Here is a 21,622-nt window from a genome sequence, read left to right on the forward strand (position 1 = left end):
ATTAATTCAGGTAGCGGAAACCAAGGTATCACTGTAACCCTTCCTGTAGTTGAATACGCTAGGGAATTAAAGGTTAGTGAAGAAAAATTAATGAGAGCATTGATCATAAGCAATCTTGTTTCTATTCATCAAAAATCTTTGATAGGTAAACTTTCTGCTTATTGTGGAGCCGTGAGCGCAGCAACTGGAAGCGCTGCTGCTATAACATATCTCCATGGTGGTAAATATGAGGATATCTCAAGGACAATCATCAACACAACTGCTAATGTAAGCGGTATTGTATGTGATGGAGCTAAACCCTCCTGCGCAGCTAAGATTGCTTCTGCTGTAGATGCAGCAATTCTGGGACATCAGTTGAGCATGGACGGTAAGGTTTTCAAGAATGGAGAAGGTATTGTTAAGGATGGAGTCGAGGCTACCATCAAAAGCATAGGCAGATTAGGCCGAAAAGGCATGGAAGGTACCGATCTTGAAATAATTGATATAATGCTTGATAAAGAAGCATAGATAATAAGAATTATTAGAGACCATCGAATATGATGGTCTCTTTATTTATGCCTTTTTTTAAATGAAAGTTGCTATTAAAAATTTAAATTCAAAAAATTATTTTAAATTTTTATTTTATTTAGAAGGATTTTTCAAACTTATGTTGAATATATTTAATAATAGTAAATATATATTTACCAATGTTAAATTTACAAAAGGGGGTTCACTATGAAAAAGACATATAAACAGTTAGCTCCGGATTACAGGTTATTATTAGGCCCTGGCCCTGTAGAAGTATCACCAAGGGTATTAAATGCCTTGTCTAAACCTTTATATGGCCATCTTGATCCTAATTTTTTGGAGATAACCAATGAAACCATGGAAATGTTAAGACATGTATTCCAAACTAATAATAGACTGACTTTACCTATGTCAGGTACAGGAAGTGCAGGTATGGAAACAGTCATGGTCAATCTCCTGGAACCAGGAGATGAAGCCATTGTATGTGTTAATGGAGTGTTTGGTCAAAGACTTAGAGATATAGCACAAAGGTGTGGTGCTAAAGTTATCAGTGTAGAAGCTCCATGGGGTGAGATAATAGATCCTGAAAAAGTCAGAGAAGCCTTTAGAAGTTGCAGAAAGGCTAAACTAGTGGCTATTGTACATGCAGAAACTTCAACAGGTATCAAGCAGCCTCTGGAAGAAATATCAAAAATTGCGAAAGATAATGATGCTCTATTAGTAGTTGATGCAGTAACATCATTAGGTGGCGTTGAATTAAAAGTAGATGAATGGGGTATCGATGCTTGTTATAGCGGTACTCAAAAAGCTTTGAGCTGCCCTCCCGGATTATCACCTATTACTTTTAGTGAAAAGGCTATAAACGTATTAAATAACAGGAAGACAAAGGTTAGCAGTTGGTATCTTGATTTAAGCATGATACAAAACTACTGGGGCCAAAAGAGGACTTACCATCATACTGCTCCAATTAATATGATCTACGGATTACGAGAAGCTTTGTTGATTGTTTGTGAAGAAGGCCTGGAAAAGAGGTTTAAAAGGCATCAGCTTAACTCAGATGCTTTTGTAGCAGGTATAGAAGCTATGGGGTTAAAAATGTTGGTTAAAAACAAGGAACACAGGCTTCCTACATTAAATGCTATCAGCATACCTGATGGTATTAATGATGATCTAGTAAGACAATACTTATTAGAGAAATACGGCATCGAAATTGGAGGCGGCCTTGGAGATTTCAAAGGTAAGGCTTGGAGAGTAGGACTTATGGGTGAATCTTCAAGAAGAAATAATGTAATATTGCTCCTGGGTGCCTTAGGAGATGCATTGATGAACCAAGGATATAAAGCAGATATTGGAACTGCCATTACCTCAGCTTTAAAGGTATATCAAGAGGCAGAAAAGTAGCAAATTATTCAATAGCGTATCACCTTATTTAATAGCGTACCACCTTATTTAATAGCGTACCACCGCAATACTCCCACTTATTATTCTAAGTGGGAGTTCTTTTTTATTACAGCATTTTTTGACACTTATTATGTCATATTTGATTGACATACTTGTCTTAAATGTACTATGATTTTAACATAGGTAAATTACATCTTAGGAGTGGGTAATATTGAATAACAACATAATGAAAGATACGAAAACAATAGGTTCTGTGATAAAAGCCGTTGAAGTCTTGGAAGAACTTGCAAAATCCGAAGATGGTCTTGGTGTAACTGAAATAAGCAATAGACTAAATTATGGTGTTAGTGCCACCTATCATCTCCTCAACACGTTAAAACAGTGTAATATTATCGAACAGGACAAAAAAACAAAAAAGTATAGGATAGGTTTTGAGTTATTCAGAATATGCGGTATGGCAAAAAGACAAAACGCTCTTGCTTCTTTAGCTCAGCCGTATCTGGACAAACTTAGAGAAATGGTTGGCGAGACTAGCAATCTAGTAGTTTTGGATGGAAATGAGGTTATCTATATAGCTCAGTCCGAGAGCACTAAGCTTCTTAAACTCTTTACCCAGTTAGGAGCTAAGGTGCCTTTCTATTGTACCGGAGGTGGAAAAGCCATTTTGTCATATCAGCCTAAAAAGGTACAGGATTTGGTATTGAACAATACCAACTTTATAAAGTTCACGGGAAATACTCTTTCGGATATAAATGAATTAGTAAGAGAACTTGATATTATAAGGCAGCAGGGTTATGCAATGGATAATGAGGAGAGGGAAGAAGGGGTCACCTGTATAGCTGCTCCAGTTTTTGATTGCTATGGTGAAGCTATAGCTTCTATCAGCATTTCCGGCCCTACATATAGGTTAAAGGAAAAGGGTATCACCACCATTATAAAAAACGTGACGGATACAGCAAAGGAGCTGTCCGAGAGCTTAGGATATGTGGAAAAGTGATGCGTAAGCCTAGGGTATTACTTCGATACTATAACAAACTAGAATAAGCATATGTGCAGTTCACATATGCTTATTCTTCATCCGCTACAGTATCTAAGGCTATCGCCGATTCCTCTAGCGGCAACGCTTCCACATCCTTCAGTTTCCTTTCGATGGTTCTAGTCTTCTTAGTAGCTGCCTCTATGGTTTTACTGGCCTCTTGAAGTTTCTTATTGGTCTTGTCCAGTATATCTCCAAATTTGCTGAATTCACTTTTTACAGTTCCCAAGAGAGCCCATACTTCTGAGGATCTCTTTTGTATTGCCAGAGTTCTAAAGCCCATGGAAAGGCTATTCAGGAAGGCTGCCATAGTAGAAGGCCCTGAGATGTTTATTTTATATTTCTCCTGAATATGTTCTATGAGTCCCGACCTTTTTGCTATTTCAGCATATAGACTTTCTATAGGTAAAAACATTATAGCGAAATCTGTAGTTGTAGGAGGATTTATATACTTTTCGCTTATCCTCTTAGCTTCTGCTTTTATCCTGTTTTCCAGCTGCTTTGCTGCCTCTTCCATTGCAATAGCATCACCTTTTTCGCCGGCTTCCACCATCCTTTGGAAGTCCTCCTGAGGAAACTTTGCGTCTATGGGAAGAAGCACTTCCTCTCCATCTCCCCCTTTACCGGGAAGCCTTATGGCAAACTCCACCTTCTCTTGGCTATTCTTTCTTGTGGATATATTGGTATAATACTGCTCTGGTGTGAGTATCTGCTCCAATATGTTGCCAAGCTGGATTTCACCCCATATGCCTCTTGTCTTCACATTAGTTAGTACCTTCTTCAAATCCCCAACACCAGTGGCCAGTATCTGCATTTCACCTAAACCCTTATGTACCTGCTCAAGCCTTTCGCTTACAAGCCTAAAGGAGTCACCAAGTCTCTTCTCCAATGTATCATTGAGCTTCTCATCCACCGTTACTCTCATAGCTTCCAGCTTCTCACTGTTATCCTTCATAATACTGTTGAGCTTTAACTCCAGTTCCTTTCTCATTGCCTCCAGCTTCTCTTCGTTGGTTTCTGCCAGCCTTGCCATTCGGCTATCCATAGAGTCCACCTGCATATGCTGAAGTTTTGACATCTCATTTATCCTTGAAATTAAAGAATCACTTAGGCCCTTCATGGAACTGGAAACTTCTCCTCTGCTCAACCCCATCTCTTCTCTTATAATCTTTTCTGTCTTGTCCAATAACTTTTCCAAATATTCTATTCTGCTTTCTGCAGCGGTTATTTGCTGTTTCAACTTTTCGTTTCTTTTGGCTGCGCTGCCTCTTTCAACAAGCATCACCAGTAATACAAGGAGGCTGATAATAAAAGCCCCTAAATCAAAAATATTCTCCATTTCTCCACCTCATCTAAACTACTACCACTTTTGAGTTGCTTCCTGTCATAGTCTGGGTTACTTCGATCCTTGCCCTTATTCTCTCTTTCAGCTCTCCCACATGAGATATTACTCCCACCAGCTTGCCGGTTTTCTGCAGATCTAACAAACATTGTATTGATTTCTCCAAAGAATCCTCATCCAAACTGCCGAAGCCTTCATCGATAAATATGGTATCTAAGCTTATACCTCCTGCATAGGATTGTACCACATCAGACAATCCCAAAGCCAGAGATAAGGAGGCCTTGAAGCTTTCTCCTCCCGATATGACCTTCACATGGCGGGGTAAACCTGTATAATAATCAAATATCTCAATTTCTAACCCCTGCTGGGCATTTCCTTTTTGCTTTTCCTTAATCCTGGAAAGTTCAAATCTGCCATCTGTCATCTTTCTGAGTCTCTGATTAGCAGCATAGATAATATCATCAAAATATGCCGCCAGCACATATCTCTCAAAGCTTAGTCTTTCTCTGTTGTTCCCTTTAGCCATATTAGCCAGGTGACCCACTATACTATATGCATCTTCCTGCTCCTTCTTCTCACTGCCTGCAGCCTTCAAATTCTCCAGCAATCCCTTATTATGCATCAATCGAGCAAAGTTTTGCTTTATGGCTTTTTCCACTTCTGCTTTTTTGTTTTTATATAAAGCTATGCTCTGATTTATATCTTCAATGTTAGCAGGCTCCAAACCTTCGATATTCTTTAATGCTTTTGTTAGTCTGTCTGCAGCAGACTTGAGTTCTTCTTTATATTTATTTATCTCGGCTTCCAGAGCCTCCATTGCTTCTTCTGTCATCTTTGCAGCCTCATATTGCTCATTGTCTTCAAATCCTACATTCAACAAAGACTCTGTAAACTTTGAAGCAGCCTCTTTATATTCCTCTTCAGCATTTTCCATGCTTTTCTCCATAAAACTCTTGTTAGCCTCTTCCTTTGCCATTTCAACCTCAGCCATTCTAAAGGCTTCTCTGGCATCATCATAAGCCTTCTTCATCCTGCTGTATTTCTCTTCCAGATTATTTATATGCACCAAAAGCTGAGCTTCCTCTTTTATACCATAAGATAAATCCTTTTCTATCTTAGATAATAAGGCCTTGTTTCCCTCAACCTGAGCATATAGATTTCTGTATTCCTTTTCATGGATAAGAACCAAACTCTCTTTTGATTCCAAATCCTTTTCCGATTTATCCAAAAGTTCCTGCAGCTTGTCTTTTTCTTTCCTTTTTCTATCTAAATCAGCTATATATGTTTTTATGATTGTTATACTGTCTTCGTATTTTTCAATAATGGCTTTAATATTTTCTTCTTCCAATACATCAGACAAATCCTGCTTTAGCTTATCAACGGTTTTCCTTTGGCCTTCTCCCTTAGCTCTTACATCTGCATACTCATCAGCCGCTTTTCTCAGCTTATCACTTATTGCATCCAATTCAGCCTTCTTGCTTTTCAATTCCTCTTCCGAAGGCATACCTGATAATTCCTTTGCAGGGCTTGGGTGATGCAAGGATCCGCAAACAGGACAAGGCTGCTGGTCTTTCAAGTCTTTTGCCAATAATCCTGCTTGTCCTTTGAAAAAGAGGAGGCTTAATTCATCAACAATCTTTTTCTTCTCTTCATAAGCTTTATATAATTCTTCATAGGAAGCCTTCTTTTTTATATAATCGCTTCTTAAGTCCTGAAGAGATTGATTCTCTATTTCAAAGCTTTTAAGCTTTGTTAAGATGTCTTCCTTTTCCTTCAAATCCTTTTCATTTTTCATATATTGGAGTGTAGCTTCGTTTGCAGCTTCTATATCAGCTTTAAGCTTCTTTATATGCTCCTTTAGCGTCTCTATTTCTTCCTTGTTTTTCTTTATGGCCTTCTCTTTCAGTTCCAGACTTTTCATAAGCTCTTCCAGCCTTGTGGAAAGCCCCTCATATTCCCTTACCTTATCTATATCCTTTTTTAGCTCCCCTATTTTATCCTGCAGCTTCCTTCTCTCTTCTTCCTGTTCCTCTTCTTTTGATAAATTTTTCTTGGATTTTTCATAGTTCTCAAGAGCAGCTGCAAGTGAAAGCTTAGATTTTTCATGCTCCAATATTGCCTTGTCAAGCTCCGCTTTTCTTTTTATCTTCTGCTCTTCTACAGCCTTTATCAAGAAAGCTTTTTTCGCTCTTTGAAGCTTTCTTTCCTTTTCATCCCACAGATTCTTACTATTCTGCAGCAGATTTAAATCCCTCTCCGCATTTTTTCTTTCTTCAAATCTATTGTTGATTTCAATACCCTTCAAAAGAGCTCCCTGAAGCTTTTCCAACTCACCTGCCAGGCTTTCTGCTTCCATTTCCAGCTTTTTTTCCTCTTCATTGTCTTCCTTAATTAGATTTTCAAGCTCTTCTTTCATTTCATCAATATTGACATGGTCTGCTTCTGCTTTGGCTTTTAGCTCTTCCCTTTGACCCCATTCTATGCCTCTTATATAAGTAAGCTCTTTTTGTTCCAAAGCTTCAATGGCTTTTCTCAATTGCCGGGCATTATCCTCCAGCATATCCTGTATCATCTGAAACTGCCAGCTTCCGAATATTTTTCTTAAGATGACTTCCCTATCCTTGCTTTCAGCAATAAGTAGTTTCCTGAACTCATTTTGAGGTATCATAACAATTTGCTTAAATTGTTCACAGCTTATTCCCAGCAAACCGGCTATCTTTTCGTTTACTTCCCTTACTCCTGTCACTACCCGCTCTCCAGGAGCCTTGAATTCAGCCTCAGCCTTCTGCTCTGTATACCCTTCTCCCCTTTCCTTCTTTCTTTGCTGCTTGGGGATCCTTTTCACATAGTAGTTCTTTCCTTTCAGCTGGAACTCAAACTCTACATAGGTGAGGGTATCGTCTTTAGCAAAATGGCTTCTCATGCTCTCCCCATCCCTTCCTTCCCCTGAAGCACTGCCATAGAGAGCATAGCATATGCCGTCAAAAATGGTGGTTTTTCCTGCCCCTGTAGGTCCTGTTATAACAAATATATTGTGCCCCTCCAATAGAGAAAAATCTATGACCTCAGTGCCTGCATAAGGACCGAAAGCAGACATAGTCAGCTTAATTGGCTTCAAGATCCTCACCTCTCTTTTCAACTTCCTGGATAATCTTGCTCAGGACTTCTGCGCTTTCCATAGCCAGCTCCATATCATTTATGTATTTATAGAATTCTGAAAAAAGCTCAAGTTTGGATTTTCCTCTTGAGGTTTTGGACAGTATATTATATTCTCCCCTGTTTCCCCTATCCTCCAGCTCCAATAGCATTATATTGGGATATATGGACTTAAGCTTTCTCATGGGATCCAAAAGTTCTCCTCTATCTGTGAGAATTGCCTTTATGTAGTCCTCTTTGTTTCCTGCATTATATACTTCCGGATCCATGAGATTCTTGAGCTCACCTCTTATTATTCTCATATCTCTCAATGGAATCAGATGCCTTGTCTCAATATGTGCAGAACCTTTATCGTCAATATGTACTATGTTGACTCCTTTTTTCTGTTTAACTTCAGAGAAGGAGTATTTCAAAAGTGAGCCTGAATACCTTATATTATCCCTTCCAGCTTTTTGCGGGCTATGGAGATGACCTAAAGCTGTATAGCAGAAACTATCAAAAAGCTCATAGCTTACCATATCTGTGCCGCCAATGGATAAAGGTCTTTCAGATTCACAGGTTTCCGGTTCTTCCAATCCTCTCACATATCCATGGGTTATCATCACATTTCTCTCTTTTTCGTTCATGTTGCTCTTTATTCTTTCTATTATGGCCTTCATAGCATCCTGCTGGCTCTTTATGCTTGGTTCCTCATAAATATCCCTTACAACTGCTGTATCAGCATAGGGAATCAAATAAAAATTTACAGGTCCGTATTCATCATTTAATACAACTTTAGCCGGTTCCTTTTTCAAGACACCTTCTATATATAGTCCCTTGGTTTTTAATATGCCACTGCCAAAATTCAACCTTTCAGGGCTGTCATGATTCCCTGCTATGGCAAGAATCGGTATATTATAATCTAATATAATCTCTCCTAAAACCTTGTCCAATAGTTCTACCGCCTCCACCGGCGCAACGGAACGGTCATATATATCCCCTGCAATTATCACAGCTTGGGGATTTTCCTCTTTGATTATTTGCAACAGTTGATTCAATATGTACTCCTGATCCTTTGTCATATGATATTCGTTTACTATTTTCCCTATATGCCAATCCCCTGTATGAATTATCTTCACTTTATCACCCCACATCTATGAATAACAATATATATCTAATGTACTATATAATAATTGGCTATTTAACTGCTATATCCTGCCTGTGGAGCAAATTGCCAAACAACCTTTTCATATAACATAAAAAATATGCACTCAAAAAATTCCTGATCCACAATTTGTCACTACCTGACTGGAATAGTAAATGGATATAAAAATGAATCCAGGTTACTAATGGGGTAAAGTAATGAGATAATTCCATGGTACTGAAGTTATTGTTTATTAAATAATGAATAGAACGAATGTTGACTTATGTATACTTTTCTTAAGATAGGAATTATAATGAAGGGAATCATAGAGTATTTTTGATCCTTGATTGATAATGAAGAATTTTAATCTTATTGTTGACATTTTTCACATATAAACGAACGGGTGCTGCCGCATTTAATCTCCTTGATGATTGTACCGCATATAGGACAAGGAGAGCCTGGTCTATGCCCTATTAAATCATAAGTGTAGCGTCCCTTTTGCCCATAAAAATCATGCTCATAAACAAGTCCTCCAAGTTCCACCGCATATTGTAAATGCCCAGTGATTGCTTTATATAGACCTGCTAATTCTGTTTCAGTAATATCTTTTATTTTTCTATTGGGATGGATACCTGCCTTAAAAAGTATATCCTGTATATATACATTACCAATACCAGAAATATTATGTTGATTCATCAAATAAGATTTTATCCTACCCTTTTTTCCTATAAGCATGGACTTAAATTTCTCATATGTAAATTCAGAACTTAAGGGACAGATGCCTAGCTCTGCTGTCATCTTATGCTCCTTAAGATGAGTTTCATCCGTTGCATGCACATATCCAAACCAGTAAAATAATATATGCATAAAACTTTTATCATCAAAAGTAAATTTAAACTGATATTTGCTATTATACCTTTCCTCTTTGGAATGATATATTATTTCACCACCCATACCTAAGCTAATTAGCATATATGCTGCACCATCAGCAAATTTAATAAAAATCCACTTTCCCTTTGAATAAACTTTTTCAATAGGCTTATCTGCTATTAAAGCTCTGAAGTTGTCTACCGTCATATTCAGGCATTTTTCCTGTAGTACTTCAATCTGAATTATTTTTTTGCCTGCAAGCTCATTATTCATCTGTTTAGAGATATTATATACTTCCGGTAATTCTGGCATAATAACACCCTTCCTAATATATCTTTTTATCCTAGATTTATTCATTTTCCTCCATTACGGTTTTACTCCATAAACATTTTTGCATGTCAACACATCCATTTCTCTTAAATATTACGCCTTCTTTCTCCAGCATCTCCTGTTGCTTGTCTTCACCTCCAAAAGCATATCCAGGAGCCATGGCTCCATCCTTACTGATTACTCTGTGAGATGGAATGTCCAAATAATCAGGTGTTCTTCTCATAGCTTCCCCCACTACCCTTGCAGCCCGAGGATTTCCAAGGATAGCAGCAATTTGTCCATATGTTGCAACCTTACCTTCAGGTATTTGCGATACTATTTTGTATACACGATTAAAAAATTTGTTATTTTTCATATTCATACGTCCTAAATTCACAATATGTTTTAAAGCCTATTCTTTCATATAGTGGTTTTGCAGAGTACTCTCCCGTCAATGTTGCAATCTTAATGCCCATTTGTTGCATTTCTTTTAAAGCTTTATGAATAGCAGCAGTTGCAACACCTTTTTTACGATATCCATCCAATGTAGCTACAAAATTAATATCAGCTGCTTCATTATCAAAACAGGCTGATGAAATACCTGCAGGATCACCATCATAGTAAGCAACATACAGTATCAGATTGTTCAATTGCTGCAAGTGAGCAAAATCATTGCTCTTAATCCAAAGACATGGTTCAACAAATAGGGCATTGTTGAGAATATGTATCCAATATTCAAAGGATTTACTATCTTCTACCCTTTTAACAATGATTTTTTCTGGATACTCATCATAAAACTTCATTCCTTGTAAATCCATTGCCATGCCATAACCCCAGGCAGTTTTATCCCATAATGTGAATCCATTTGAAATGAGTATATCTCCAATATTATAGGGTGTTGAATGTGGGTTTATATTGATTATGCTTGGTGCAAGATTTGATTTAATTTTAATAATCAGATCTTCAATTTCTTTCTGTGCATTATTCTCATTTAGTGTCATTCCAAATATTCGTTCAATGCCACCTTTTGGATCTGTCATAAACCATTCAATATTACCTTTATGGTGTATCATATTCTTACCCTTTGCCAGTATTCGAAAGATAACATTATTTCTATTAACTATATGATCTACATAATAATTGTTATCCATAGAACTACCCTTTCTCAATAATTTAAATTCATTATACTTTGAACGTACAAAATTGTCTAACAATTAAAGGTTAACTTTTATTGCACACATTAATAAAAATCAACCTGTAGTTGTTGTCATATGGAAAATCAAATAGCAATTGATTTACAGTTCTTTTTATATGCACTATAATTAGATTATCATTTGATTGAGGAGTATGTTTATGGTAAACAAAGTTAAGGTTGGAAAGAAAATATATGCTCTACGTAAGAAAATGGGCATTACTCAAGAAAATCTCGCAAAGATGGTAAATGTTACACCTCAGGCTATATCAAAATGGGAAAATGGAATTGCTTTACCAGATACATGTCTCTTACCTGTTTTGTCCCAATTGTTTCATATTGGAGTTGAAGAATTATTATGTATAAGTTCCGAAAGTAATTTAATTAATAAAGATGAGACCAATAATAGAGTGTTGCTGCCAGGTATTGTATATTATCCAAGCACTCCTTCACTGGTTAGTTGCATAAGATCCTGTTTGAGTTACCTAGGTATACACGTATCCCTTGGGTGGATTTCAGCACCTTATGCATTCATGCTCAACATTAATGACGAAGTCTCTTTCAAAGGGCCTGAATTTTGGAATGATAATGGTTGCTTTGATGAGTTAGTAAGAAACTGCGGAGGTATAATTGAAAATTTCAATGGTTGGAAAGGTGATATAGATATATCTTACAAACGAAAGGAAGCATGGAATTTAGTTCGTGACTCAATAAATAAAGGATTGCCCTGTTATGCATGGGAAATGGATAAACCAATGTATTATCTTATAGCAGGATATGACGAAAAAGGTTATTACTATATTGACCCTGACTCTATGAAGATTGCAGGACCGAAATTATATAACGAGTTAGGCGAAAGTGAATGGGGTATATTGGAAATACATATTATTCGTCCCGGCAGTATTTCTGACAATCTGAAAACCTTAAAGGATATTTTTGAATATGCCATCAATGTAAACAATCCTCATATTCATCAACCTAACCAAGGGTATACAATGGGTACGGATGCTTATAGAGTTTGGTGGGAATCAGTTTCAAAAGGAAAAGCCGATTACTACGGTATGGCATACAATGCTTCCTTCTGGGCAAACTGCAAAAACTTAGCCACTCTATTTTTACTGGAAGGTAAGTTACGCATAGGAATAATGGATGATTTGTTTGATGAGGCAATTTCAAATTATAAGAATGCCTCCAGATTGCTACATACATTATCCCTGATGTTTCCTGTTCAAAGAGAAAATGAATATATAAGTCAAGAACAGAGGGAAAAAGCTGTTGAAATCCTACAAGCTGCACAAAAATATGAAATAAACGGCTTAAGAAAAATAAGCAATATTCTTGATGAAATTTATAAGATTTGGTAAAAGGACCGGTAAAATACTGCAAAAAACAAGGTGTAGTCTTTCGACTGCACCTTCTTCTATAAATTTGAAACACTCCTATGATAAACTACCTATAGAGGCTTTATATTTATATTACTAATCAAAATATCTGGAATTTATTTTCTATATAGCCCAAAGGTTCTATTTACATCAACCACAAATATTATACCCTTTCCGGGCTCTTCAATATTTAGTTTCTCTTTTATAGCATTCACTATTGCTGCCGTTTTTTCTAATTCTGATAAAATCAATATAATGTCCTTTTCCGGTTCTATTTCTATATTAAAGAGTTTTGCAGTATCATGGGAGCCAGCTCCTCTTCCGTGAATTACAGTACCTCCTGTAGAGCCTGCTGATTGTGCCGCTTCTATAACATCGTCGGACAGTCCCTTATCTACTATTGTAAATATAGCTTCATATTGCATATCATCTGCACCTCTCATTCTTGGTTTTGATATATATTCATTCCCATTTAGAATAGCCAAACAACTTATTGGAATGGAAAAAGTTATACCATGGTTGGGTTTATCCATATGAAATTTCTTTGTTAGATGGTCGTTCAGGGTTTCTTCCAAACTTTCTTCTATGACCATCAATAGTATTTCTTTTCTCACTTCATCAAGCCCTAATATATTGAGTATGCTGTTTTTTACTGTTCCTTTCCCTAGAAGAAAGGTGCCTCCCGTTACCCCTAATTCCTTAGAAGCTTTTAATATTTTGCTTCCTTCTCCAAAGTTAACGATTACACAAAACAAGGACAAAGCCTTATCTTCCAGTATCATTGACATCAATGCCCTCCCTTCTTGCTTTAACTTTAAATACAAGTCCTAGCAATTGTAAAGCTACTAAAGGCATCATTGCAACCATCGCTATTACGCCAAACCCATCCACCAACACATTAGCTGTTGGAATAGCGTTAGCAGCTCCCTGGGCAAAGGCCAATACGAAAGTAGCTGTCATTGGTCCTGATGCAACCCCTCCTGCATCAAAGGCGATGCCCACAAAAATAGGCGGCACCTTGTGGCTTAAAAATACACCTAAGGCAAACCCAGGCAACAAGAAATGCCATAGCTTCAATCCTGGTATCATTATTCTCAGCATAGACATACAAACAGCAAAAGCAATTCCAGCGGATAGTGCAAATAATATTATTTTTCTTGGAATATGTCCCGAAGTTACATCCTCAATTTGCTTTGTTAAAACATGTACAGCAGGTTCAGCCAGTACTACCATCATACCTAATAAAAATCCTACAATAGGTACAATCCAGTTATTTGGCATGCTAGCTAAACCATAACCCATAATCCTTCCAACTTCCATAAAACCTGCATTAACTCCTACTAGGAATAATACAAGTCCAATGTAAGTGTAAATAAGACCTTTAAATATCCTTTTCCGCCTGTTTCTGTTGAGTTTAAATTTAAACATATCAAAGGCAATAAATAAAACTAGCAAGGGTATCAAAGGTATGGCTGCTTCTTTTATCATTATAGAGAATTCCTCTAAATAGGGTCCTAGAACTCCGCTATGGGCCCTGAAAACTTCCGCTTCCCCAACAATCTTATCTGCACCTGCAATTATATTCAGGATCATAACTGCAAGTATTGGTCCCATAGAAGCAATACCTACCAGTCCGAAGCTGTCTTCATCAGATGTTTTTCCGCCTTTTAGCTGAGAGACACCCAGCCCTAATGCCAAGATAAAGGGTGTTGTCATTGCTCCTGTGGTAGCTCCCGATGCATCAACGGAAATAGCCAAAAACTCCTCTGAAACCCATAGACCTAATATAAAAATAATAAAATACACTATGGTATACAGTTTATTCAACGGTTTTTCATATAGAATCCTAAATAAGCCTATAGCCACCATGATTCCCACCCCTATGGAAACTACAACAAGGATCAAGGGAGCTGGAATACTTCCACCGCTTGCACTGTTTACTTCATGAGCAAGTATTTGCAAATCTGGCTCAGCTATGGTGATAATAAACCCTAGAACAAACCCCATTATTGCAACCACATAAGCTCTATTAGATCTAGCTATCTCCTCGCCCATAAGATTTCCTATTGAGGTAATTCCTATATCCGCTCCAAAAAGAAATATTCCTAATCCAATAATAACCAACACTGATCCTATAATAAATCTGATCAGTATATCCGTTTCCACAGGTACTAAAGTAAAATTAAGTATCATCACTAATATACTTATTGGTAAAACAGAAGACAAAACATCTCTAAATTTTTCTAGCAACAAGTCCAAATAATACATCCCCCTCTATAATTCTTCTAGTACGACTTAAACTTCATCAATGTGGATTTACCTTTGGGCTCCATTCTATATAAAAACTCTTACGATATATATTCTACAATAATTCTTTAAGTTTGTACATTAAATAAACTTGTTGCTTCCTATTTGATTCCACTTATTTACAAGCACAACAAGTCAGATTTAAAAGAAGCCTGATGTCTCGCTACTTAAGCACATTAGGCTCTACTTGGTTGCGTCCTTCATCAGGATGATTCAAGGTAAATAGTGCAGGCCCTTCTATTATAGTTCCGTCATAATTGAATCTTGAACCATGGCAGGGACAATCCCAGGACTTCTCCGCATCATTCCACTTAAGCTCACATCCCATATGGGTACATGTCAGATCCAGCAGATACAGCTTTCCGTCCTGATCTTTATAAGCACCTGTTCTCTTGCCCTTATATTCCACAACCTTTCCTTCTCCATTTTTGATATCCAGTTCATCATCCGGATTTTCCATCTTTCCTGATATAAGCTGCACAGCCACATCCGCATTTTGGACTATGAAGGTACCTGCAGCTTTGGCAGTGGTTCCCCTCTGAGGGCTGAATATATCCTGCCAAGGATTTTTCCCTTTAGTTATTAAGTCCTTTATGATTATGGCTGCAGCAGTGGAGTTAGTCATACCCCATTTTCTGAAGCCTGTTGCAACATATATATTTGGTGTGTCGGAAGTGAGCCTGCCCACATAGGGTATTTCGTCCAATGTATAGTAATCCTGGGTAGACCAGTGATATAATTCTTCTTTAACTGTATATATCTCCTTCACCATTTTTCTAAGATTTTCATAATGGGTAGTGGTCTCTTCACCATGGGCTGTCTTGTGGCTTTCCCCTCCAAAGATAAGTATTCTTCCTCCTTCATGAGGATGGCTTCTCAGGGTCATACCTGGGGTCTCAACATTTATGTACATCCCTTCCGGAGGTGTTTCTTCAATCCTGAAGGCCAGAAGATAGGATCTCTCCGGGTACATTCTTGCAAAGTACATGCCCTTGCCGTCATAAAAGGGATAATGAGATGCTATTACTACATAGTGAGCCTTTATCTTTTTACCATCCACCGTCTTTATTGTACATACTTCTCCCTCTTCTATGTCCACAGCTCTTGTGCCTTCAAAAATATGAGAACCACTTCCAGGAATTTTCTTAGCCAACGCCAACACATATTTTCTTGGATGAAACTGGGCTTGACCATCAAACTTCATTGCCCCTAATACAGGAAAGGTAAGAGGTGTGGTAAGTACATATTCAGAGGGTATTCCAAGGCTTTCTGCTGCTCTGGCTTCATTTTCTATTTTCTCAACATAGTTTTTATCCTGAGTGAACACATAGGCTGCCTGAGCTTCAAAATCGCATTCTATATTATTGGTTTTTACCAGGTCTTCCATGAACCTTATAGCATGCTGATTTGCATCTGCATACTGATGAGCCATCTCCTTACCAAAGGCTTTTATAGTTTTGTCATATATCAGGGTGTGCTGAGATGTTATCTTTGCAGTTGTATGACCAGTGGTAGCCTTACATATCCTGTCCGCTTCTATAACTGCTACCTTTAATCCTTCTTTTTTTAGCAAGTATGCAGTAGTTATTCCTGTCAAGCCGCCTCCCACCACGGCAGCATCAACTTCAATGTCCTCTGTCAGTGATGGGTAATCGGTATCTTCTGTTGTAACAAGCCAATAAGGTATTGTATCTCTATCCTTTACCATAAAAAATCTCTCCTTACCATATAATCACTGTTAATGTTTCACGGCAAGGAGAGATTTATACTTTTTTATTTCAATTTCAATCCATGAATATATCCATTTCTTGTAGTTATCACTGCATATCCATTATATATGGAAGGTGAGGCTTTCAAATAAGAATCTGAAGTCATTTCCTGTAAATGTAAACAATCCAGTTGTCTCTGTATAAGATAAAATGAAGGGATAATTTGCTATAATATGAAAATATGAAATAAAATGCAATGGTAGATAACTTTGGACATTTTTATTGCTTTTATATGGGACATGGATTATAATTATTACAAATGTGTTACAATTTACAAACCTCATACAGGGAGGCATTGTTTTGAAGAAGCTGGTACTCATCACTACATTGTTTGTCTTTTGCTTAGGCACCAATGGTAATGCGGACTTGGGAGACGCAACCCTAAGACCAGGCATGACCCATAAAGATATAGCTGAACTTCAACAAAATTTGGACACATTGGGCTACTTTGATTACCATGAGTATACTAATTACTATGGGCCTATAACTGAAGCTGCAGTTAGAAAGTTTCAGGAAGAATATGGACTTAAAGTAGACGGCATAGCAGGACGTGAAACTATAAGCTATATTAAAGCTAGAATCATACAGATAGAAAGTATTAAAGAAAAAGAAAAACTGGCTGCATCCATACAGCAGGACTTAAAAAGCCTCGGTCTATATGAGGGAGAGATTACTGCCGTAATAGATGAAGTTACTAAGGAAGCTATAAAAGCATTTCAGGAAAAAGAAGGGCTTGAGATTACAGGTGAAGCAGACAACAACACCATAGCCAGGCTTAATGAATTATTTCCCAAGCCTGTTGAGGAAGAAAAAAATACTAGCTTAGTAAGCAGCCGTGCTTTTGTGGATTTCACCAGAAAATATTTAGGCAAACCTTATGTCTACGGAGCATCTTCAGGAAATGCTTTTGACTGCTCAGGTCTTACCACCTATGTTATGAAGAATTTTGGAATAAAACTGGAGAGAACAGCCAGTCAGCAGTTTAAAAAAGGTATACCAGTGGCTAAAGAAGATTTAAAACCCGGTGATTTGGTTTTCTTTTCTTCAAACGGAAAAACCATAGGTCATGTGGGAATATACATAGGAGATCACAAATTTATTCATGCCAGCTCATCCAAAAAGAAAGTTGTGATCAATGATTTACGAACATATACGGGCAAGTATCAAGGAGCCCGAAGATATATAGAGCTTGATTATGAAGAAGAATTCGAGGGGGAAAAGAAGGAATGACGGTATTATTGCCGTCATTCCTTCTTTCATTCGTTGACCCTGCCCAGTATCTCCTTCTCCTGTTCTTCCATGAACTGGTTTGTGTATAGTCTGTAATAATGACCCTTTTCTCTCATCAGCTTGCTATGATTACCATCTTCAATAATCTTACCATCACTAATCACAAGTATTCTATCTGCAGATCTTATGGTAGAAAGCCTATGGGCTATTATAAAGCTGGTTCTACCCTTCAAAACCTTTTGTATGGCATCCTGAATAATCTTCTCTGTCTCAGTATCTACAGAAGAAGTGGCTTCATCCAGTACAAAAATCCTCGGATCTGCCAAAATAGCTCTGGCAAAGGATATTAGCTGCTTTTCTCCCGTTGAAAGCCTGCTTCCCCCTTCTCCTACTTCTGTTTCATATCCCTTTTCCAGCTTCATAATAAATTCATGAGCATTCACCATCTTAGCCGCATTGATTATATCCTCATCTGCAGCATCAAGCTTGCCATATCTGATATTATCTTTGACGGTGCCGCTAAATAAATGAGGCGTCTGGAGCACATAGCCCAGATTTGACTGTAGCCAGGCCTGGGATCTTTCCTTGTAATTTACACCGTCTATAAGAATTTCTCCACTCACAGGTTCATAAAATCTACACAATAAATTAACTATGGTACTCTTCCCTGATCCTGTTTCACCAACCAAAGCTATGCTCTGTCCTGCCTTCACTTCCAGATTGAAATTCTCAAGAACCTCTTCTCCATCCTTATATGAAAAATTTACATCCCTAAATGTTATATCTCCTTTAATTTCAGGCCAGTTCTCAGGCTTAGGGTCAAAAACATCTCCGAAACTTTCAAGAACCTCCGGTGTATCTGTTATCTCCGGCTTAGTATCTATAAGAGACATTATTCTCTCAGCAGAAGCCTGAGCAGATTGGAACTCACTGAATATCCTTGCCAAATCCCTTACAGGCTCAAAAAACTGAATGGTATAGGATATGAAAAGCACAAGGGTTCCATAACTGATGGTTTCCAGCATAACAGCCTTGCCTCCATACCACATAGCCAAACCTGTACCTATACTTCCCAATGTTACAACAAGGGGAAGATATACTGCTGAATACATTGCAGCTCTTACAGATGAATCGAACATTTCCAAAGTCAATCCTTTGAATTCCTTCAGATTTTCTTCTTCCCTGACTAGAGTCTTGGTAGTCTTGGCCCCCATTATACCTTCATTGAAGGCTCCTGTAATCCTGGAATTTATTTTTCTCACCCTTCTATGAGCTTTCAATATCTTCTGTTGAAAGTAGACGCTTGCTATGGCCAGCAGTGGCACCACCGATAAGCTTATCAATGCTAACCTGAAATTAATAAACAGCATCACTATAGCTATGCCTACCATCATAGTAAAGCCCCATACCATATCTACCATGCCCCAGGCTATAGTATCTCCAAGTCTCTGCACATCAGAGGTCATCCTTGCCATCATCCATCCTACAGGTGTTTTATCATAGTAGGAAAAAGATAACTGCTGAAGATTGTCAAAGCCTTTTCGCCTTATATCATATATTACTCCTGTTTCAATACTCCCCGCATTAAGTGCCAAAAGCTTAACATTTGTTGCCTGAATTAGCACTAATAATCCATAAACCGCTGCAAATATCCACAATCCTTCAAATTTGCCCTCTATTACAAAATTATCAATAGCATATCTAGTCATGAGAGGAAAGATAACATCTATACCACCTACTGCCATCATTACTAAAGTAAGCCTTATCATGTATTTCTTGTAGGGCATAACATATTTAAAAAGCTTTCGCCAAAGACTTAAATCAATTTTCTTATTGTATTCCTGTTCCTGATATGTGGTCATAAATTCGCCCCCTCCTCAAGCAGTAAGATCATCCTCTTTAGTATTCTGTATCTCCCATATTCTTCTATAAAGACCCGGCTTGTTTACCAAAGTCTCATGCTTGCCTATTTCTATAATTCTGCCCTCTTCCATCACCAATATCATATCTGCTTCAGAAAGAGTATTTATCCTATGAGATATGATAAAGGTAGTTACATCCTTCTTCCTCTCCTTCAAAGCCTTCCTTATGGCCGCATCTGTCTCTGTATCAACAGCACTGAGAGAATCATCAAATATCAATATTGGGCAGTCCTTAATCAATGCCCTTGTTATTGCAACTCTTTGTTTCTGGCCTCCGGATAGTGTTACCCCTCTTTCACCTACCAAGGTATCGTATCCTTTTTCAAAGCTTGTTATGACATCGTGAACATGGGCTATTCTGGCAGATTGATAAATCCTATCTTCATCTACACCTTTCTTAGCCATCTTAAGGTTTTCCTTAATGGTCTTTGAATAGAGAAAAGGTTCCTGAAGTACTATGCCGATTTTTTCCCTTATCCACTTTTTGTCTATATCTCTTAGCTCTATTCCATCAATCTTAATAGAACCACTATCATAATCGTAGAGCCTGTGTAAAAGATGCATCAAAGTAGATTTCCCTGAGCCTGTAGGCCCTAATATTGCCACAGTCTGCCCTTTCTTCACTTTGAAGGTTATATCTTTCAAAACTTCCTTACCATTTTCATATTTAAAATTAACATGTTGAAATTCAATATTTCCTTGTATTTCAGGTTTCAATCCTTCCTTCTCATCCTTATCCAATGGCTCATCCAATATTTCCTTTATTCTCCCCAAGGCAACAGAGGTTTTTCCCATATCCGTCAATATTCTTCCCATCAATCTTACAGGCCACAATAGCATGCCTTCATAGGTGGTAAACACCACCAGAGTTCCTAAAGTCATGTGACCTGATACAGTCCAATATACACCGGATACCAACACTATGCCCATCTGAAGCATGGACAGGAAATCTGAAAAGGACCAGTACCAAGCCAATAGTGAAATCAGATTGCTTACCTTGCCTCTGAAATCCCTATTGACTTCGTCAAATTTATCCCTTTCGTAAGGCTGCCTGGCAAAAGCTCTTACAACCCTCATCCCCGTCAGATTTTCCTGAAGCACTGTGGTCAACTGCCCTTCCGATTCATCACATTCCAGGAAAGAGGCTTTCACCTTCATATAATAAAGTGTAGAAAACAGGAAAATTCCAGGAATGATTGACATAGATACAAGGGTCATCCTCACATCCAGAGAAAACATTATGGATATTGCCATTCCCAGCATAAATAATGCTCTGCCTACTTCAACCAGCTGTATGGCAAGAAATCTTCTTACAGTGTCTACATCAGAAGTGCACCTTTGTATCAAATCCCCTGTCTCAGCCTTTACATAATAATCATATCTTACGTTCTGCAATTTATCATAAAGTGTATCCTTCATATTCTGAGCGATGGACTCAGATGCAACTGCAGACCATTTTCCTTTATAATAAGTAAATATGCCGTTTATCAAAGATAACAATACCACAGCAATGCTGCACATCCATATATTTTGTCTTAATGTATCCTGACCCCCTATGCTTTCAATAATATTCATTACCCATATAGGTGCATTCATAGGAGTTCCACCGATTACTGAATCTATGGTATATCGGATAACCAAAGGGGATAAAAAAGAAAATATGGTAGCAAGTCCTATACTAATTATAGATGCCAAATACAAAAGTCTATTCCCCTTCATAAAATCCCACAACAACTTAAAATTTTTCACGCTATCACCCACTTTCATAAATACTATAAAAATACCACAAAAAAGCCACAGGTTAGATTCGCTGTGGCTTTAATAACATGATAATCTCAGTAACACAATAATAAAAACCACAGGTTATGCACAACCTATGGCCTATTGTTCAGGGTATAGAACAGGTGTCTATATACCTATCCCACTCAAGGCAAAAGGTCGTGCAAAAAATACTAAATCATTGAAGACTATACCATTAAATCCAGCTGCTAATCTTTTCATCATCACGACCTCCTTCCTTTATTTTTCCATATTAATTATATTCCTAATATATGATTTAAGCAATAAGATTATTAT

General features: G+C 37.6%; 16 protein-coding genes. 5 read left to right on the plus strand and 11 right to left on the minus strand.

Annotated features, from left to right (window positions below; genetic code table 11):
- From ACESM9_RS08235 to ACESM9_RS08245, 3 genes are all read left to right on the plus strand, one after another.
- Window positions 1-507, plus strand: a 507-nt coding sequence (locus ACESM9_RS08235; RefSeq protein ID WP_372997151.1) for an L-serine ammonia-lyase, iron-sulfur-dependent, subunit alpha, incomplete at its 5' end; no start/stop codon positions are given.
- A 207-nt stretch (window positions 508-714) separates the two neighbouring features.
- Window positions 715-1,908 carry a pyridoxal-phosphate-dependent aminotransferase family protein gene (locus tag ACESM9_RS08240; RefSeq protein WP_372997153.1) on the plus strand — a complete coding sequence of 398 codons (1,194 nt, stop codon included), beginning with the start codon at window positions 715-717 and terminating at the stop codon, window positions 1,906-1,908.
- A 211-nt stretch (window positions 1,909-2,119) separates the two neighbouring features.
- Window positions 2,120-2,905, plus strand: coding sequence for an IclR family transcriptional regulator (locus ACESM9_RS08245; protein ID WP_372997155.1), 786 nt, complete (start codon window positions 2,120-2,122; stop codon window positions 2,903-2,905).
- A 70-nt stretch (window positions 2,906-2,975) separates the two neighbouring features.
- On the opposite strand, the gene ACESM9_RS08250 is transcribed toward ACESM9_RS08245, so the two are convergent.
- The 6 genes from ACESM9_RS08250 to ACESM9_RS08275 form a co-directional block, all read right to left on the minus strand.
- A complete protein-coding gene (locus ACESM9_RS08250; RefSeq protein ID WP_372997157.1) occupies window positions 2,976-4,283 on the minus strand; it encodes a DNA recombination protein RmuC in 1,308 nt (435 codons plus the stop codon).
- Window positions 4,284-4,296: 13 nt separating this feature from the next.
- Window positions 4,297-7,404, minus strand: coding sequence for an AAA family ATPase (locus tag ACESM9_RS08255; protein WP_372997159.1), 3,108 nt, complete (start codon window positions 7,402-7,404; stop codon window positions 4,297-4,299).
- On the minus strand, window positions 7,391-8,560 hold the full coding sequence (locus ACESM9_RS08260) for an exonuclease SbcCD subunit D (protein WP_372997161.1): 1,170 nt from the start codon (window positions 8,558-8,560) through the stop codon (window positions 7,391-7,393). The genes ACESM9_RS08255 and ACESM9_RS08260 overlap by 14 nt, the downstream gene beginning before the upstream one ends.
- Before the next feature lie 374 nt (window positions 8,561-8,934).
- Window positions 8,935-9,747 (minus strand): Fpg/Nei family DNA glycosylase, encoded by an 813-nt coding sequence (locus ACESM9_RS08265; RefSeq protein ID WP_372997163.1) that lies wholly within the window; start codon window positions 9,745-9,747, stop codon window positions 8,935-8,937.
- Between the two features lie 37 nt (window positions 9,748-9,784).
- Window positions 9,785-10,120 (minus strand): MGMT family protein, encoded by a 336-nt coding sequence (locus ACESM9_RS08270; protein ID WP_372997165.1) that lies wholly within the window; start codon window positions 10,118-10,120, stop codon window positions 9,785-9,787.
- Window positions 10,110-10,895, minus strand: a complete 786-nt coding sequence (locus ACESM9_RS08275; RefSeq protein WP_372997167.1) for a GNAT family N-acetyltransferase — start codon at window positions 10,893-10,895, stop codon at window positions 10,110-10,112. The genes ACESM9_RS08270 and ACESM9_RS08275 overlap by 11 nt, the downstream gene beginning before the upstream one ends.
- Before the next feature lie 202 nt (window positions 10,896-11,097).
- On the opposite strand from ACESM9_RS08275, the gene ACESM9_RS08280 reads away from it, so the two are divergent.
- The gene (locus ACESM9_RS08280; RefSeq protein WP_372997169.1) at window positions 11,098-12,300 is read left to right on the plus strand and encodes a helix-turn-helix transcriptional regulator; all 1,203 of its coding nucleotides are present in this window, start codon (window positions 11,098-11,100) and stop codon (window positions 12,298-12,300) included.
- A 134-nt stretch (window positions 12,301-12,434) separates the two neighbouring features.
- Here ACESM9_RS08280 and ACESM9_RS08285 read toward each other — a convergent pair whose 3' ends face one another.
- The 3 genes from ACESM9_RS08285 to ACESM9_RS08295 all read right to left on the minus strand — a co-directional run bounded on the left by ACESM9_RS08285 (window position 12,435) and on the right by ACESM9_RS08295 (window position 16,333).
- Window positions 12,435-13,106: a P-II family nitrogen regulator gene (locus ACESM9_RS08285; protein WP_372997171.1), complete on the minus strand. Its 672-nt coding sequence runs from the start codon at window positions 13,104-13,106 to the stop codon at window positions 12,435-12,437.
- Window positions 13,084-14,577 (minus strand): DUF1538 domain-containing protein, encoded by a 1,494-nt coding sequence (locus ACESM9_RS08290; RefSeq protein ID WP_372997173.1) that lies wholly within the window; start codon window positions 14,575-14,577, stop codon window positions 13,084-13,086. The genes ACESM9_RS08285 and ACESM9_RS08290 overlap by 23 nt, the downstream gene beginning before the upstream one ends.
- Window positions 14,578-14,788: 211 nt before the next feature.
- On the minus strand, window positions 14,789-16,333 hold the full coding sequence (locus tag ACESM9_RS08295; RefSeq protein ID WP_372997175.1) for an FAD-dependent oxidoreductase: 1,545 nt from the start codon (window positions 16,331-16,333) through the stop codon (window positions 14,789-14,791).
- 361 nt (window positions 16,334-16,694) lie between these two features.
- Here ACESM9_RS08295 and ACESM9_RS08300 point away from each other — a divergent pair, with 361 nt between their 5' ends.
- Entirely contained in the window at window positions 16,695-17,624 is a 930-nt protein-coding gene (locus ACESM9_RS08300; RefSeq protein WP_372997177.1) for a peptidoglycan-binding protein, read from the plus strand.
- Between the two features lie 26 nt (window positions 17,625-17,650).
- Here ACESM9_RS08300 and ACESM9_RS08305 read toward each other — a convergent pair whose 3' ends face one another.
- Together ACESM9_RS08305 and ACESM9_RS08310 are read right to left on the minus strand one after the other, a co-directional pair.
- Complete coding sequence (locus tag ACESM9_RS08305) at window positions 17,651-19,486, minus strand: ABC transporter ATP-binding protein (RefSeq protein WP_372997179.1); 1,836 nt, start codon at window positions 19,484-19,486, stop codon at window positions 17,651-17,653.
- Between the two features lie 15 nt (window positions 19,487-19,501).
- Window positions 19,502-21,295 carry an ABC transporter ATP-binding protein gene (locus tag ACESM9_RS08310; RefSeq protein WP_372997181.1) on the minus strand — a complete coding sequence of 598 codons (1,794 nt, stop codon included), beginning with the start codon at window positions 21,293-21,295 and terminating at the stop codon, window positions 19,502-19,504.
- Window positions 21,296-21,622: the final 327 nt, after the last annotated feature.

Source organism: Lutispora sp. (genome assembly GCF_041687175.1).
Lineage (GTDB): Bacteria > Bacillota > Clostridia > Lutisporales > Lutisporaceae > Lutispora.

Coding starts and splice junctions, on each gene's coding strand:
- ACESM9_RS08270 (WP_372997165.1), bottom strand. CDS start 10,120: ATGAAAAATAACAAATTTTTTAATCGTGTATACAAAATAGTATCGCAA.
- ACESM9_RS08305 (WP_372997179.1), bottom strand. CDS start 19,486: ATGACCACATATCAGGAACAGGAATACAATAAGAAAATTGATTTAAGT.
- ACESM9_RS08250 (WP_372997157.1), bottom strand. CDS start 4,283: ATGGAGAATATTTTTGATTTAGGGGCTTTTATTATCAGCCTCCTTGTA.
- ACESM9_RS08265 (WP_372997163.1), bottom strand. CDS start 9,747: ATGCCAGAATTACCGGAAGTATATAATATCTCTAAACAGATGAATAAT.
- ACESM9_RS08240 (WP_372997153.1), top strand. CDS start 715: ATGAAAAAGACATATAAACAGTTAGCTCCGGATTACAGGTTATTATTA.
- ACESM9_RS08295 (WP_372997175.1), bottom strand. CDS start 16,333: ATGGTAAAGGATAGAGATACAATACCTTATTGGCTTGTTACAACAGAA.
- ACESM9_RS08285 (WP_372997171.1), bottom strand. CDS start 13,106: ATGTCAATGATACTGGAAGATAAGGCTTTGTCCTTGTTTTGTGTAATC.
- ACESM9_RS08275 (WP_372997167.1), bottom strand. CDS start 10,895: ATGGATAACAATTATTATGTAGATCATATAGTTAATAGAAATAATGTT.
- ACESM9_RS08280 (WP_372997169.1), top strand. CDS start 11,098: ATGGTAAACAAAGTTAAGGTTGGAAAGAAAATATATGCTCTACGTAAG.